This is a genomic window from Tessaracoccus pujii (genome assembly GCF_054483895.1).
The window spans coordinates 641,609-656,658 of the sequence record NZ_CM137012.1 but is presented as its reverse complement, the minus strand read 5'-3'; the positions used below and the strand labels follow the sequence as shown (position 1 = coordinate 656,658).

Genomic DNA, 15,050 nt, shown 5'->3' with positions numbered 1-15,050 from the left:
CCGACTGGGGGACTTTCCATCTGGTAGCCCCGACGGGATTCGAACCCGCGCTACCGCCTTGAGAGGGCGGCGTGCTAGGCCGCTACACAACGGGGCCCTAGCGAGAAGGAGTTTAACACCTTCCGCAGGGGTACTAGGACTCGAACCTAGACTGACGGAACCAGAATCCGGCGGGCTGCCAATTACCCCATACCCCTGTGCGCCCGGTCACCCGAGCACGAAGATGAACCCTACACCAGGGCTTCACCGCCCCGCAAACCGACTCCCCACGTCGCTCCGCCGGCCGCCGTGGGGCAAGCGTCCCGCGTAGCCCGCCGCGGCCGGCCCCTCGCCGCCGTCGCTGTGAGCTGGGCTCGGGTAGTGAGTTGAGCCGATGGATGGGTTCGCGGCCGTCCCCACACGTGCGTTGAGCGTGGCCCCCTTCTCGAACCCATCCATCGGTTCAACTCCCCCCCAATCCGCAGCCACGCCCCCGTTGCTGCTGAGTTATCCACAGGCGCGGCCCGGGCCCTTGGCTGCGGCCCGGGCGCTGCGGAGACTGGTCACATGGATCCCGAGATCATCCGGGGAGTCGCCGACGGCGTGGTCACGGCCCGGCTCGCCCCACACAAGGCACGCGCGCTGAACTCCTCCGCCTTCCGCGGCCAACTCGAACGGCTCCTCCCGGGTGTCTACGGGAGCCTGGGTGCCAGCACGACAACTGCGGGGCGGCTTCGCGCGGTGAAGGCCTACGGAGACGACATCGCCCTGGTCCGGCGCAGCGCCGCCGCACTCACCTTCTGGCCGGAGATCGACCAGAAGCCCACGCTCGAACTCGCCTGCCGCCGCGCGATCCGCCCCGGCTACGGAATGGAAGTGGAAGAGCGCCTCATCCCCAAGCAACTCCTGACCAGGCGCGACGGCGTGCTGTGCACCGTGCCAGCGCTGACCGTGCTGGATCTCATCCCGGACCTGGGTGCGGAGCCGATTCAGCAGGCCCTTCGGCGTAGTGCATGCACCCTGAAGCAGATGAAGCACGCGCTGTCACTCACGCCGCGCCGTCGCGGCAACAAGCTTCGCCGCGACCTCCTCGAGCAGTCCGCTGACTCGCCCTGGTCTGCGCTCGAGTTGTCGGCACACGCCGCGCTTCGCGCTGCTGGCATCACGGGGTGGCGCGCGAACCTGCCCGTCTTCATCGGCGGGCGCAAGTACTACGTCGACGCCGGCTTCCGCGAGCGAAAGATCGCTCTGGAGTTTGACGGCTACGCGTTCCACAGCTCACCGGAGGCTTTCCATGCAGATCGCGCCCGCGACCTCGCCCTCATCAAGGCTGGGTGGCTCGTCGCCCACTTCACGGAGAAGAGCCTGCCCAGCCTGGTGGAGACAACCCTCGGACTTCTTCAGCTGCGCCCACTCTGACCCCACTCCGATCACCCTCAACTCCCTAAAGGGCCGCGGCGGGACTTCGTGTTGAGCCGATGGATGGGTTCGCCAAGGGTCTCACGCTCAAGCCAGGTGTGGGCCACACCGCGAACCCATCTATCGGCTCAACGCACCCCCACGCCGAGCCAAGCCATGCTCATCGCCAGGCACGGATGGCAGACGGCGACGGCGTGAACGAGTACGACGGTGGAGTCAGGGGGTGACCGTCGCGACCCGGAGTCGGCGGCCCAGCCACCACGCCGCGACCCCGAACACCGCGAACCCCGCGACGTTCCACGCCGCCTCCGCCCAGGTGATCGACGTCACGCCCCGCAACTCCGCCACCGATGAGGTGAAGATCGCGTATCCGTACGCCGCGACATTGTTGACCACGTGCGCCGCGATCCCCGCCTCCAGCCCCCCGGTGACCACCACCAACGCCCCGGCAACCAGCCCGAACGCCAGCCGGTGAGCGAACAGAGCAGGATTCTGCACCCCGTGCAGCAGCGCGAACACCAGCGCGGATCCGACGACGCCGGCCCACGCCCGGCCTGTGGCCGAGCCGATCACCTGCAGCAGATACCCCCGGAAGAAGACCTCCTCGGCGGCCACCTGCAGCGGCGCCGTAAGCGCCACCATGACCGCGAACGCCACCCAGCCCTCCTGGCCCCCGTGGAAGACCGGCATCTCCCCGGTGGCGAACGAGGCCCACAGCACCGCGTTGAGCACCACGGCGGCCACCACCAGCGACATGGCCAGGTACCGCCACCGCATTCCCGGCTGGACGGAGGCCAGCCACCGAGGCCGCACGCCGTGCACGTAGCGCACCAGGAGGATCGTCACCGGGATCAGGGCGGCCAGCGCCAGGTGACCTGCCGCCGGCCCCTCGGGCAGCTCATACGCCGACGCCGCGGCCGAGTACTGCGCGAAGTCGCCCCCGCCGCGCATCAGGAAGCCGACGCGGAGCACCAGCGCGGACACCAGCGGCACCACCAGCGCGAACGCGCTGAAGGCCAGCAGGCCCCCGAACACGTCGGTGAACGTCGAGAACCCCGGCCGCCGGAGTGCCAGCGGATACGACAGCCCCGACGGCGGGTCCAGCGGCTCGCCGAACAGCGCCAGCTGCGGCGGCTGGGTCACGCGTCGGCGACGGGGTTGCTCAGGACGCCCAGGCCGTCGATCTCGACGCTCACCACGTCTCCCGGCACCATCGACCCGACACCGGCCGGCGTGCCCGTCAGGATGAGGTCACCCGGCAACAGCGTCGTGAACGAGGAGATGTAGGTGACCAGCTCGACGATGCCGCGCACCATCTGGGACGTGGAGCCCTGCTGGCGCACCTCGTCGCCCAGGCGGGTCTCCAGCGTCAGGTGCTCGGCCTCCTCGATGGTGAGGTGGGTGTTCATCCACGGCCCGAGCGGCAGGAACGTGTCCGACCCCTTGGCCCGGGCCCACTGGCCGTCGGTGCCCTGCCAGTCGCGGGCGGTCACGTCGTTGGCGATGGTGTAGCCGAAGATCACCTCGGGCACCCGCTCCGGCGGCACCTGCTTGCAGATGCGCCCGATGACGATGGCCAGCTCACCCTCGTAGTGGAGGTTCTCGCAGCCGGCCGGGCGGAGGATGGTCTCGTCGGGGCCGATCACGGAGGTGTTGGGCTTGAAGAACAGCAGCGGCGCCTCCGGCACCTCGCCGCCCATCTCCTTGGCGTGATCGGCGTAGTTCCTCCCGACGCCGACGATCTTGCTGCGCGGGATCACGGGCGCGAGCAGGCGGACCTCGTCGAGGTCGTGGCGCTCACCGGTGTAGTTGACCGCGACGCCGGCCAGGGGGTCACCGGTGAGCGCCGCGATGGTGTCGGGATGGTCCCCCCCGTCCACGGCGAGTTCGATGATCCCGTAGGCGGGGTCCTGGCCATCCTTGACGAAACGTGCGATGCGCATGGCCCCAAGCCTAGCCTCGATCGTTCATGGCGTGTGGGCGACCTGTGCCGTAAATGAGCCAGAGTGCCTTCTGACTACGGGATACTTGGAGTTGCGAAGCTCAAAAGACCCATAGCGGAAGGCACTCGGCAAGTGAAGGATACTGCGTGGTCGTCGGGGTTGTCAGTCACAGGTGACGGGACCGGGGTGGTCGCCCACGCAGGCAGCATCGGGCTTCGCTTGTTGGCTGACCGGGTCGGGCTGACCGGTGGTCTCTCGACAGCGATGGCCAGGCGCGGTTTCGTCCCCTCGGTCCATGACCGCGGCCAGGTGCTGACCGATGTCGCGGTGCTGCTCGCCGACGGCGGTGAGGCGATCTCCGACATCGACGTCCTGCGTCACCAATCCCAAGTGCTGGGGCCGGTCGCCTCAGCTCCGACGGTGTGGCGGGCGCTGGATGAGGTCACGGACGCCAGGCGTAGGAAGATCGCCACGGCCCGGGCCCGTGTCCGGCGCCACGTCTGGGCCCAGCTGACAGGCGCTGGCGGAGTTCCGGCCTCTCGGGTCGCTGGCACCGATCTCGGCAGCACCGTGGTGTTGGATGTCGATGCCACGATCGTGGTCACGCATTCGGAGAAGGAACTCGCGTCGCCGACGTTCAAACGAACCTTCGGGTATCACCCGATCGGTGTGTGGTGCGACAACACGCACGAGTTCCTCGCCGCCGCGCTGCGAACCGGTCGGGCGGGGTCGAACACCGCCGTGGATCACATTCAGGTCCTGGGCGAGGCGATCACCCAGATCCCGATGCCGTATCGCCGCAACCTGTTGATCCGCTGTGACGGGGCCGGCGCCTCCCACCAGTTGCTGGACTGGCTCCATGCGCAAGGCCAAGTCAGAGGCCGGATCTTGCACTACAGCGTGGGGTTCACCATCGGCGAGAACGTGCGCGATGCGATCACGCAGTTGCCGGTCGGGTCATGGTCTCCGGCGCTGAAGGCCGATGGTGAGGTTCGAGAGGGCGGGGAGGTCGCCGAGGTCACAGGACTGCTCAATCTCGATGGTTGGCCGGCGGGGATGCGGGTGATCCTGCGCCGGGAACGCCCGCATCCGGGGGCGCAGTTGTCGCTGTTTGAAGAGGCCGACGGGTGGCGGTATCAAGCGTTTGCCACCAACACAGCCGCGGGGCAGTTGCAGTTCCTTGAGGCCCGGCATCGGGCGCATGCCCGGGTTGAGGACCGGATCCGTCACGCCAAGGACTCGGGCTTGGGACGTTTCCCGTCGCGCGAGTTCAGCATCAACCAGACCTGGCTGACCCTGACGATGATCGCCGCCGACCTGGTCGCCTGGTTCAAGATGCTGGCCCTCGACGGTGACCTCGCCAAGGCCGAACCCAAGGCACTCAGGTATCGGCTGCTGCACGTCCCGGCCCGACTGGTCCACGGCGCCCGGCGGCGACGGCTGCGCCTCCCGAAGAGCTGGCCCTGGGTTGAGCACCTCGTGGCCGCGTTCGCCCGGATCGCCGCGATCCCACCAGCCTGACCCCAACCGACCGCCACTACCCGAGGAAACCTGGAGAACCGCCGCCCGGCAGCGTCAGCCGGCCAACAGTCACGCCCTCAACCGGCCCAGTGTTCAAATCGGGCTCCGACAGCCCAGCTGACAGCTCTCAAGCCGCCTCATGAAAGAGGGAGGCTAGTGGAGGCTACTCGGCCGCCACGTGCGTGAGGATGCCGTAGGCCAGGGAGTCCATCAGCGCCTCCCACGAGGCCTCGATGACGTTGGTGCCCACACCCACCGTCGTCCAGGTCGAGCCGTTGTACGACGTGTCGATGAGCGTGCGCACGGAGGCGTCGGTGCCGTGTCCCTCGTCCAGGATCCGCACGCGGTAATCCGTCAGCTCGAACTCGGCAACCTCCGGGAACGGTGCCGCGAGGGCCTGTCGCAGGGCGCCGTCGAGGGCGTTGACGGGGCCGTTGCCCTCCCCCACCACCATGTGCCGCTCCCCCTTGGCGGTGAGCTTGACCGTGGCCTCGGAAATGTTGATTCCGTCGCGCTCCTCGGTGAAGACGCGCCACGACTGGACCTGGAACGGGAGCTCCAGGATGCCCAGCTCGTCGCGCAACAGCATCTCGAACGACGCGTCCGCCGACTCGTAGGAATACCCCTCGGCCTCGCGCGACTTGACCCGCGCGGTGATGGACGCGGCGAGCTCGCGGTCCGCGAGGTCGAAGCCCAACTGCTCGCCCTTGATCTGGATGTTCGCGCGGCCCGCCATGTCCGAGATCAGCATGCGCATGTCGTTGCCGACGAGGGCCGGGTCGATGTGCTGGTAGAGGTTCTCGTCCACCTTGATCGCCGAGGCGTGCAGCCCCGCCTTGTGCGCGAAGCTGGAGTGGCCGACGTAGGGCTGGCGCCCGAGCAGCGGCTGGTGCGCCACCAACGCAATGGCGTGCGCCACGCGCGTCAGGTCCCCGAGCTGCTCCGGGGGCAGGATGTCCCACCCGTACTTGAGCTGCAGGTTGGGGATGAGCGCGGAGAGGTCCGCGTTGCCGGTGCGCTCGCCGTAGCCGTTGAAGGTGCCCTGGACGTGCATCACGCCGGCCTCGACGGCGGCCAGGGTGTTGGCGACGGCGCACGCGGTGTCGTTGTGGCAGTGCACGCCGAGCTTCGCACCGGTGGCGGCGGCTGCCTCGATCACCTCACCCATCCAGCTGGGCAGCATGCCGCCGTTGGTGTCGCACAGCACCACCACCTCGGCGCCGGCGTCGTGGGCGGTCTGCACCACCTGGATGGCGTACTCGGGGTTGGCGCGGTAGCCGTCGAAGAAGTGCTCACAGTCCACGAACACCCGCTTGCCCTGCGAGCGCAGGTACTGCACGGTGTCGGTGACCATCGCGAGGTTCTCCTCGAGCGTGGTGCGCAGCGCGCGGAACACGTGCTCGTCATGCGACTTCGCGACGATGCAGATGACCTCGGTGCCGGCGTCCACCAGCGCCTGTGCCAGGGCGTCCTCCGACGCCTTGGCGCCCGCCTTGCGGGTGGCGCCGAAGGCCACCAACTGGGAACGCTGGAGGTTGAGCTCCTTCGCGCGGACGAAGAACTCCGTGTCGTTGGGGTTGGCGCCGGGCCAGCCGCCCTCGATGAAGGTGACGCCCAGCTCGTCGAGGTAGCCGGCGATCTTCAGCTTGTCCGGCACCGTGAGGTGAAGCCCCTCCTGCTGCGCGCCGTCGCGCAGTGAGGTGTCGAAGACGTGGAACTCGGCCGGGCGGGTCGGCAGCATCGGCATTGATCTCTCCCAAGGGTGGTCAGTCAGAGCGAAGGATACCCCGAGCGGACGGACCCGCCCTGTCTCAGCCAGTGGACGGGCACCCCTCACCCCTACCCTGACAAATCGGCGACGCCGTAGGGTCCTGCCATGACTCACACCAGCACCATCGCCGTCATCGGCGGCGACGGCATCGGCCCCGAGGTGACCGCCGAGGCCCTCAAGGCGCTCACCGCCGTCGCGGGCGCAGACGCCTTCAGCTTCGTCCACTACGACCTGGGCGCCGAGCGCTGGCAGCGCACCGGTGAGGTGCTCCCGGACTCGGTGCTGGAGGAGTTGAAGGGCGTCGACGCCATCGTGCTGGGCGCCGTGGGCGCCGCGCCTGGTTCGAAGGCGATCCCGAGCGGCCTACTGGAGCGGGGCCTGTTGCTGAAGCTGCGCTTCGCGTTCGACCACGCGATCAACCTGCGCCCCTCGAAGCTGTACCCCGGCGTGCCCACGCCGTTGGCGCCCCGGATCGTCGAGGGCAAGACCGTCGACTTCGTGGTGGTGCGCGAGGGCACCGAGGGGCTCTACTGCGGCAACGGCGGCGCCGTGCGCGTCGGCACACCGCACGAACTGGCCACGGAGGTCTCCGTCAACACCGCCTACGGCGTGGAGCGCGTGGTTCGCGACGCCTACCGCCGCGCCAAGGCCCGCCGCGGCCAGCTCACCCTGCTGCACAAGCACAACGTGCTGGTCAACGCCGGCAGCCTGTGGAACCGCATCTTCACCGAGGTGGGCCAGGAGTTCCCGGACGTGGAGCGCCGCTACCTGCACATCGACGCGGCGATGATCGCCATGGTGGTGGACCCGAGCCAGTTCGACGTCATCGTCACCGACAACCTCTTCGGCGACATCGTCACCGATCTCGCGGCCGCGGTCACCGGCGGCATCGGGCTCGCGGCGTCGGCCAACATCAACCCCACCGGCGAGTACCCGTCGATGTTCGAGCCGGTGCACGGCTCGGCCCCGGACATCGCGGGCCAGGGAATCGCCGATCCGACGGCGGCCATCTCCTCGATGGCGCTCCTGCTGGACCACCTCGGCAGGCCCGAGCTGGCACAGCGGATCGACGACGCGGTCAGTGCGGACATCACCGAGCGCGGTGCCTCCAGGTCGCGTACCACGGAGACCGGCGATCGGATCGCGGCCCGCCTGGCCTGACGACACCCAGCACGAGGCCTGCCCTCGTCGCCTGGCCCTCGCCGTGCTCGCGAGTGTCAGGCGTCGAGATCCTGCTCGATCAACGCCCCGAGCGCCGCGACGGCCTCCGCGTTATCGGACTCGACGGTGACCTGAGCGCCCGCGGAGGCCCCCAGCGTCATGATCATGAGGCTCGACGCTGCGTCGACGCCCTCGTCCTCGGGGGTGCCCGCGATCCGGAGGGTGATGTCGTCGTCGTAGGCGCCGGCCGCCTCGGCGACGATCGCCGCCGGACGGGCGTGGAGGCCGACGGAGGAGCCGACGGTGACTGTGATGGATGCCATGGTGGTGTCTTCCTGTGTGGTGCGTGTGCGGCTCGGCCGGTCAGCTGAGTGCGACGACGTCGATCTGGTGGGCCGTCACGTCTGCCGGCGTCGGCAGCGTCGTGCCGGGCAGCTCCGCCGCCGCGGAGCCGTAGGCGACGGAGGAGGCGAGGCGATGAGCGGGGTCCGCTCCGGCAACCTCCGCGAGGATGTATCCCGCGACCGCCGAGTCCCCTGCCCCGACGGTGCTGCGCACGTCGATGCGCGGCGCTTGGGCGAACCAGGCCCCCTCGCCGGTGACGAGCACGGCCCCGGCGCCACCGAGGGTGACGAGGACGGCGCGGATGCCGCGCTCATGGAGGCGCCGGGCGGCCGCGACGACGCCGCTCACATCGCCCCTGTCCGCGGCGTCTTCGAGCGCTGCCGGGTCGCCGCCGGTGAGCTGGGCCAGTTCCTCGGCGTTGGGCTTGATGAGGTCGAGGTTCACCGACGGTGCGGCGAGGAGGGCATCGAGCGCAGGACCCGACGTGTCGACCGCGATACGGCACCCCAGACCGGCCAGGCGGCCGACCAGGCGCGCGTACCAGTCGTCCGGGACGCCGGGGGGCAGAGAGCCGGCCAGTGTCACCCATGCCGCGCCCTGGGCGACGTCGACCAGCATGTCAGCGGCCACCTCGAGCTGCGCGTCGGTCAGCGCGGGGCCGGGCTCGTTGAGCTTGGTGGTGGTGCCGTCGGGTTCGGTGACGGTGGTGTTCATCCGCACGCGGCGGCCGTCGTCGAGCATCTGGCCCAGAACGGTCAGGGGCCGCTCAGCGCGTTCCGCCAGCGCCCGGAAACCCCGGTCCAGGGCGGCCGCGACCACCGTGACGGGCAACCCGGCCGAACTGACCACGCGCGCCACGTTCACCCCCTTGCCGGCGGCCTGTTCCGTGACGCCGCTCGCGCGGAGGACCTGCCCCCGCTCCAACGGCCGGTCGAGGGTGAGCGTCCTGTCGATGCTGGGGTTGGCCGTGAAGGTGACCACTCTGCGTGCGACGTTGTCGACCATGTCCGCTCCCTTGAGGCTTCGCTTGTAGACGTTTATACGCCACTTCCGGAAGCAAAGCAAGGGAAACCGACATAAACCCACATTCTCAGGGGGCGACGACGACGCGCAGGTCAGCCGCCTCCAGGGCACTCCTGGAGGCTTCAGCCAATCGGTCATCCGTGACGAGGGCGTCCACGTCCCCGAGAGCGGCGAACTGCACCAGGTAGTCGGCTCCGAACTTGGTGGCGTCGGCCAGCACGTAGACCTCCCGTGCAGCACTCATCATCGCGCTCTTGATCGCGGCCTCGGCCGGGTCCGGTGTCGAGAAACCGTGGTCCACCGAGAAGCCGTTCGTCCCGAGGAACGCGACGTCCACCCGCAAGCGCGCCAGCATGGCCTGCGCCTCGGCGCCGACGGTGGCCTGCGTGAGCCCCCGGACCTGACCCCCGAGCAGCAGCACCTCCACACCCGCGCGATCGGCCAACGCCGAGGCCGTCGGCACCGAGTTGGTGACCACCGTGGAGACCCACTCCGGCAGGAGCGCCCCCACCCTCGCCGTGGTCGTGCCCGCATCGAGCAGCACCGTGAGTTGATCGCGGCGCGGCAGCATCGTCACCGCGTGGGCCGCGATCGCGAGCTTCTCGTCCTGCGACGTGGCCTCGCGTTGCCCCACTGGTGCCTCCGTCAGCCACAGCTTGTCCGCCGGCACCGCGCCGCCGTGGACCCGGCTCAACAGTCCACGCGTGGCCAACGCGTCGAGATCGCGCCTGATCGTCTCCGGCGTCACGGCGAACCGGACGGCGAGTTCGGTCACCGCAACCCTGCCCAATCCCCTGGCCAACGTGACGATCTCGTGCTGCCGCTCCTCCGCGTACATGCGAACCCCTCCACCCATGGGAGCCCGCGGGCTCCAGTCCAAGCCGATCCAACATCATCGGACCTGTGTTTATGTTGACTTCGTGCCGTTTGGAGGCGACGATAGTCGTACAACACCCCTCATTGTGGAGGAAACATGGAATCGATATCCCTTCGGGGCACCGGTGTCGTCGCCGGTGTCGCCTACGCGCCAGCCGCCTGGACGCGCCCTGCCGTCGCCACACCCCCGGCGCGCCCTCAGATCGAAGAGCAGGACCGCGCCCCGGAGGAGCTGCGGTTCGCCGCCGCCGCCTCAGCGGTGGCGGCACGCTACGAGGAGCGCGCGACGCTCGCCACCGGTGTCGCGGCTGAGGTCCTCGCCGCGACGGCGGGCCTGGCCAAGGATCGCGGCTGGCTTCGCGCCGCCAAGAAGCTCATCGCCGCCGGAACACCCGCCGAATCGGCGGCGGCCACGGCGCTCGAGGGCTTCGTCGCCCAGCTCCTCCAGCTCGGCGGTCTCATGGCCGAGCGCGCCACCGACCTCCGCGACATCCGTAACCGCGTCGTGGCCGAGCTGCTTGGCCTCCCCGAGCCGGGCATCCCGACACCGTCGGCGCCGGTGGTGCTGTGCGCCGACGATCTGGCCCCCGCCGATACCGCGGGACTGGATCCGGCACTGATCACGGCGCTCGTCACCCGGCTCGGCGGGCCCACCAGCCACACGGCGATCATCGCCCGGCAGCTGGGGATCCCGTGCATCGTGGCCGCCGCCGCGCTGGACACTGTCGAGGAGGGCACACCCCTGCTCGTCGACGGCACGACCGGCATCATCACGATGCATCCCGACGCCGACGCGGCCGCGGAGCGCATGCGCCGTGACCGTCAGCTGCGCGCCGAGATCCGCTCCTGGCGCGGCCCCGCGCGGACAGCGGAGGGCGCACGCGTCACACTGCTGGCCAACGTGCAGGACGGTGCCGCCGCGCGGGTCTCGGCCAGGTCGGAGGCTGAGGGCGTGGGACTGTTCCGCACGGAGCTGTGTTTCCTCACCGCGCAGACCGAGCCCAGCATCCAGGAGCAGGCCCGGATCTACGGCGAGGTGTTCGCCGCCTTCAGCGGCCGCAAGGTGGTGGTCCGCACCCTGGACGCCGGCTCGGACAAGCCCGTGCCGTTCGCGAACCACGACGACGAGGCCAACCCCGCGCTCGGGGTGCGCGGCATCCGGCTGGGCTGGACGAATCCGGGACTGATCGAGCGCCAGCTCGACGCCATCGCGCTCGCCGCGGACGACGCAGGCGTGGCGGAAGCGTGGGTGATGGCACCCATGGTGGCCACCGTCGACGAGGCGTTCGAGTTCGCGGCCCAGTGCCGCACCCGTGGCCTCAAGCCCGGCATCATGGTCGAGGTGCCGTCGGTGGCCCTCCTGGCCGAGCAGTTCCTCGCCGAGGTGGACTTCTTCTCCATCGGCACCAACGACCTCACCCAGTACGCGCTGGCCGCGGACCGGATGTCGAGCTCCCTGGCCCTCCTCACCGATCCGTGGCAGCCCGCAGTGCTGCGCCTGATCCAGCTGGCGGCCGAAGCCGGGGTGTCGGCCGGAAAGCCCGTCGGGGTCTGCGGCGAGGCCGCCGCCGATCCGCTGCTCGCCTGCGTCCTCGTCGGACTTGGCGTGTCCTCGCTGTCGATGGCCGCGACGGCGATCCCGTCGGTGGGGGTGCAGTTGGGCCGGGTGACCGCAGATCAGTGCCGGGACGCGGCGCTACGCGTGGTGGCCAGCCGCAACGCGCGCGACGCGAAGGACCTCGCGCTGTCGCTGCTCGGCTGAGCGAGCCACCACGCGAAGGGGCCGGGCACCAGACGGTGCCCGGCCCCTTCGCGTCGGCCGCAGTGCGGTCAGGGCTCGACGGTGACCTTGATCGCCTCGCCGCGGGCGACGATGTCGAAGGCCGTGAGCGCGTCGGTGAGCGCGACGCGTCGCGTGATCAGGTCCTTCACCGGGATCTGACCAGAGGCGATGTACGCGAGCGCATCCCGGTGATGCCTCGGCGCAGAGCCGTTGGCACCGTGGATGTGCAGCTGGCGGTAGTGCACCAGGTTGCTGTCGCACGTGATGGTGGGATCCGTCTTCGGCAGGCCGCCGAAGAAGGAGATCCGGCCGTTACGGGCGGCCATGGCGATCGCCTGCTCCTGGTTCACGTTGGCCGGGGTGGCCGTGATCACCACGTCCGCGCCGCGCCCGTCGGTCATCCGCATGACTTCGGCGACGACGTCGGTACTGGACGCGTCGATCGTCGCGTCCGGCTGCACGGCCTCGGCCGACATGGCGAGGCGTTCGGCGTTGATGTCGACCAGGACGATCGTGCCCACCTTGTGCACCCCCCGCGCGATGCGGATGTGCATGCAGCCGATGGGTCCGGCGCCGAACACCACGACGAAGTCCCCCTCCTCGATGCCGAGCTGTTCCTGCGCGTTGATGGCGCAGGCGAACGGCTCGACCGCGGAGGCCTCGTCGAAACCGACGCCCTCCGGGATGCGGTTGAGCCCATCGACCCGGAGTACCTCGCGGGGAACGATCATGTACTCGGCGAACCCCCCGTCGTACTGGTAGCCCACGGAGGTCTGATTCTGGCACACGGCCATCCAGCCCTTGCGGCACTCGTGGCAGTCGCCGCACGGCACGGCGGCGATCACCTGGACGCGGTCCCCGACGGCGAAGCCGCCCAGCGACTGCTCCCCCACCTCCACCACCTCGCCCGCGATCTCATGGCCCATCGTGGTGACGCGGGTGATGTTGACGTGCCCGTTGGCGCGGATCTTGACGTCGGTGCCGCAGGTGGAGCAGTTGCGGACCCGGATCTTGACCTCTTCCGGGCCACAGTCGGGCTCGGGAACATCCTCGAGCCGGACGTCTCCGGGGGCGTGGAATCGCAGTGCTTTCATCGGTTCAGTCCTCGGGGGTCAGGAGGCTCAGGACCTCGTCGACGGTGGTGGCAGCGCGGAGCCGCTCGGCGCGGGCCTTGTCCGCCAGCGTGGTGGCCAGTGCGGCGAGGAGCGAGACGTGCTCGTCGCTGTTGGAGGCGATGGGGATGACGACGTTGACGACGTGGCCGTCCCAGTCGACGCCCTCGGGGTACTGGAGGAACCCTAGCGCCGCCGACCTGATGTGGGCGCGTGCCTCGTTGGTGCCGTGCGGGATCGCGACGCCCTGGCCGAGGAAGGTCGTGGTCTGCAGCTCGCGGGCGAGCATGCCGTCCACGTAGGCCGGATCGGCAGCACCGCAGGCCACCAGGACCTGCCCGGCCTGGCGGATGGCATCGTCCTTGCCGGCGGCGGAGAGGCCGAGGCGCACGTTCTGTCGCGGCAGGAGGCCGGGAGCGAGCCGCTTCCTGGGGCGGGCGAGCGTCGCTGTGGTGGCGGCGGGTGCGGCTGACGAGATGGGCTCCCCCTCCGGTTCGCCGACGCCGGTCGCGGTGAGGGTGCGTCCCTCGCGGATCGCGAGCTCGACACGATCGAAGGCCGGGTCGCCGAGGTAGGAGGCGAAGGGGACGACGACGGTGCCGGGGACGCGCTTGGCGGCCCGGTCCGCGAGGCCCTCGTGCGTCAGCACCACCTGAGCGTCGGTGGGGATCTGATCGACCGGCGTGTGGATCACCTCGACGCCGTAGGGGGACAGGCGCTTGCGCATCTGGCTCGCCACCATGACCGAGGAGCCCATGCCCGCGTCACACGCGATGACCACCTTGCGGACGGCGGAACCGAGGATGCTCACGCCGTCGCCGAGGGCGCCGGAGGACGCCAGTGCCGCCTCCGCGGCCTCGACGGTGTCGTCGGAGCCCCGGCCGAACTTCAGCAACGCGGAGGCCACCAGGAACGACACCACAGCCGCGGTGAGCACGGTGAGGATCATCGGGAGGTGCCCGCCGGGAGGTGTCACGGCGAAGTAGGCCAGGATGGAGCCGGGCGACGGCGGGGCGACCAGCCCCGCGTTGAGGGTGGTGGCGACGAACAGGCCGGACATGGAGCCCGCGATCATGGCCAGCAGCATCACCGGGCGCATCAGGATGTAGGGGAAGTAGATCTCGTGGATGCCGCCGAGGAAGTGGATCACGATGGCGCCTGACGTGGAGGCGCGCAGCGACCTGGGGCCGAAGAGCATGAAGGCGGTCAGCAGACCCAGGCCGGCGCCGGGATTCGACTCGACCATGTAGAGGATGGACTGGCCGGCGGTCTGGACATCCATGGCCGCGAGCGGTGTGAAGATGCCGTGGTTGATCGCGTTGTTGAGGAACAGCACCTTGCCGGGTTCGACGAAGAGCGACGCCAGCGGCAGCAGGTTCGCGGCGACCAGCCAGTTCACGCCGGCCGACAGCACGGTCACGATGGCGGCCACCACGGGGCCCACGCCGAGGGTCCCGAGCAGCGCGAGCAGCATCCCGATGATGCCGAGCGAGAAGTTGTCCACCACCATCTCGAATCCGGGGCGCACCTTGCCCTCGATGGCGCGGTCGAACACGCGGAGCGCGTAGGCCGCGGCGGGGCCCATGATCATCGCGCCGAGGAACATCGGCGTGCCGCTGAGCGTGGCGAACTCGGTGATACCGCCGATGATCACACCGGCGGTCGCGATGGCGCCGATCACCGCGCCGCGCTGGCCGTGCACCATCCGGCCACCCGTGTGGCCGATGAGGATCGGCAGAAGGAAGTACAACATGGGGCCGACGAGGCCCGCCAGGGTGGCATTCGGCAGCCAGCCCGTCTCGATGAACAGAGCCGTGATCAGGCCCCAGGCGATGAACGCACCGATGTTCGGCATGATCATGCCGGCCAGGTAGCCACCGAATTTCTGGATCCCTGCCCGCAGGCCGGGACCCTCCAAGTTCTTGTTGACGCGTGCGTCAGGAAGAGCGGTCATCATCTTCTCCCGTGATCGGCCGGTCGACGCTTCGATGCGCAGCCGGGTGGGCGCTGACCCACGTGGCAATCCTGAAGGCAAACCAACCCAAAGTCAAGTAAACACCACAGATATTTGTGGGATCGTGTTGTTTTAGTGGGTGCCGCGCAACAAGAGGGGCCCG

The 15,050-nt window shown here is 69.5% G+C and carries 12 protein-coding genes and 2 tRNA genes; 4 read left to right on the top strand and 10 right to left on the bottom strand.

All coding sequences use genetic code 11. The features are described from left to right. Positions 1–21 precede the first annotated feature (21 nt). Both ACX1D0_RS03135 and ACX1D0_RS03130 read right to left on the bottom strand, forming a co-directional pair. A tRNA-Glu gene (locus ACX1D0_RS03135) sits at positions 22–97 on the bottom strand. 28 nt (positions 98–125) lie between these two features. Next, positions 126–197 (bottom strand) — tRNA-Gln (locus tag ACX1D0_RS03130). Positions 198–546: 349 nt separating this feature from the next. Between ACX1D0_RS03130 and ACX1D0_RS03125 the strand changes: the two genes are divergently transcribed. Then, positions 547–1,398 carry an endonuclease domain-containing protein gene (locus ACX1D0_RS03125; protein WP_459019444.1) on the top strand — a complete coding sequence of 284 codons (852 nt, stop codon included), beginning with the start codon at positions 547–549 and terminating at the stop codon, positions 1,396–1,398. A 216-nt stretch (positions 1,399–1,614) separates the two neighbouring features. On the opposite strand, the gene ACX1D0_RS03120 is transcribed toward ACX1D0_RS03125, so the two are convergent. Next, entirely contained in the window at positions 1,615–2,541 is a 927-nt protein-coding gene (locus ACX1D0_RS03120) for a CPBP family intramembrane glutamic endopeptidase (protein WP_459019443.1), read from the bottom strand. Next, entirely contained in the window at positions 2,538–3,341 is an 804-nt protein-coding gene (locus tag ACX1D0_RS03115) for a fumarylacetoacetate hydrolase family protein (RefSeq protein ID WP_459019442.1), read from the bottom strand. Before ACX1D0_RS03115 ends, ACX1D0_RS03120 begins: the two co-directional genes overlap by 4 nt. Before the next feature lie 111 nt (positions 3,342–3,452). On the opposite strand from ACX1D0_RS03115, the gene ACX1D0_RS03110 reads away from it, so the two are divergent. Next, entirely contained in the window at positions 3,453–4,862 is a 1,410-nt protein-coding gene (locus ACX1D0_RS03110; protein WP_459020375.1) for an IS1380 family transposase, read from the top strand. Positions 4,863–5,025: 163 nt separating this feature from the next. Here the strand turns inward: ACX1D0_RS03110 and cimA are convergent, their stop codons facing one another. Next, positions 5,026–6,609 carry a citramalate synthase gene (gene cimA, locus ACX1D0_RS03105; RefSeq protein ID WP_459019441.1) on the bottom strand — a complete coding sequence of 528 codons (1,584 nt, stop codon included), beginning with the start codon at positions 6,607–6,609 and terminating at the stop codon, positions 5,026–5,028. A 129-nt stretch (positions 6,610–6,738) separates the two neighbouring features. Between cimA and ACX1D0_RS03100 the strand changes: the two genes are divergently transcribed. Next, positions 6,739–7,794 carry a 3-isopropylmalate dehydrogenase gene (locus ACX1D0_RS03100; RefSeq protein WP_459019440.1) on the top strand — a complete coding sequence of 352 codons (1,056 nt, stop codon included), beginning with the start codon at positions 6,739–6,741 and terminating at the stop codon, positions 7,792–7,794. Between the two features lie 56 nt (positions 7,795–7,850). Here the strand turns inward: ACX1D0_RS03100 and ACX1D0_RS03095 are convergent, their stop codons facing one another. From ACX1D0_RS03095 to ACX1D0_RS03085, 3 genes are all read right to left on the bottom strand, one after another. Further along, positions 7,851–8,117: an HPr family phosphocarrier protein gene (locus tag ACX1D0_RS03095; RefSeq protein WP_459019439.1), complete on the bottom strand. Its 267-nt coding sequence runs from the start codon at positions 8,115–8,117 to the stop codon at positions 7,851–7,853. A 40-nt stretch (positions 8,118–8,157) separates the two neighbouring features. Beyond that, positions 8,158–9,144, bottom strand: a complete 987-nt coding sequence (locus ACX1D0_RS03090; RefSeq protein WP_459019438.1) for a 1-phosphofructokinase family hexose kinase — start codon at positions 9,142–9,144, stop codon at positions 8,158–8,160. 85 nt (positions 9,145–9,229) lie between these two features. Next, the gene (locus ACX1D0_RS03085; protein WP_459019437.1) at positions 9,230–10,000 is read right to left on the bottom strand and encodes a DeoR/GlpR family DNA-binding transcription regulator; all 771 of its coding nucleotides are present in this window, start codon (positions 9,998–10,000) and stop codon (positions 9,230–9,232) included. A gap of 135 nt (positions 10,001–10,135) precedes the next feature. Here ACX1D0_RS03085 and ptsP point away from each other — a divergent pair, with 135 nt between their 5' ends. Then, on the top strand, positions 10,136–11,800 hold the full coding sequence (gene ptsP, locus ACX1D0_RS03080) for a phosphoenolpyruvate--protein phosphotransferase (protein ID WP_459019436.1): 1,665 nt from the start codon (positions 10,136–10,138) through the stop codon (positions 11,798–11,800). Between the two features lie 68 nt (positions 11,801–11,868). Here ptsP and ACX1D0_RS03075 read toward each other — a convergent pair whose 3' ends face one another. Together ACX1D0_RS03075 and ACX1D0_RS03070 are read right to left on the bottom strand one after the other, a co-directional pair. After that, positions 11,869–12,915, bottom strand: coding sequence for a zinc-dependent dehydrogenase (locus ACX1D0_RS03075; protein ID WP_459019435.1), 1,047 nt, complete (start codon positions 12,913–12,915; stop codon positions 11,869–11,871). A 4-nt stretch (positions 12,916–12,919) separates the two neighbouring features. Beyond that, positions 12,920–14,887, bottom strand: coding sequence for a PTS mannitol transporter subunit IICBA (locus ACX1D0_RS03070; protein WP_459019434.1), 1,968 nt, complete (start codon positions 14,885–14,887; stop codon positions 12,920–12,922). Between the last annotated feature and the right edge of the window lie 163 nt (positions 14,888–15,050).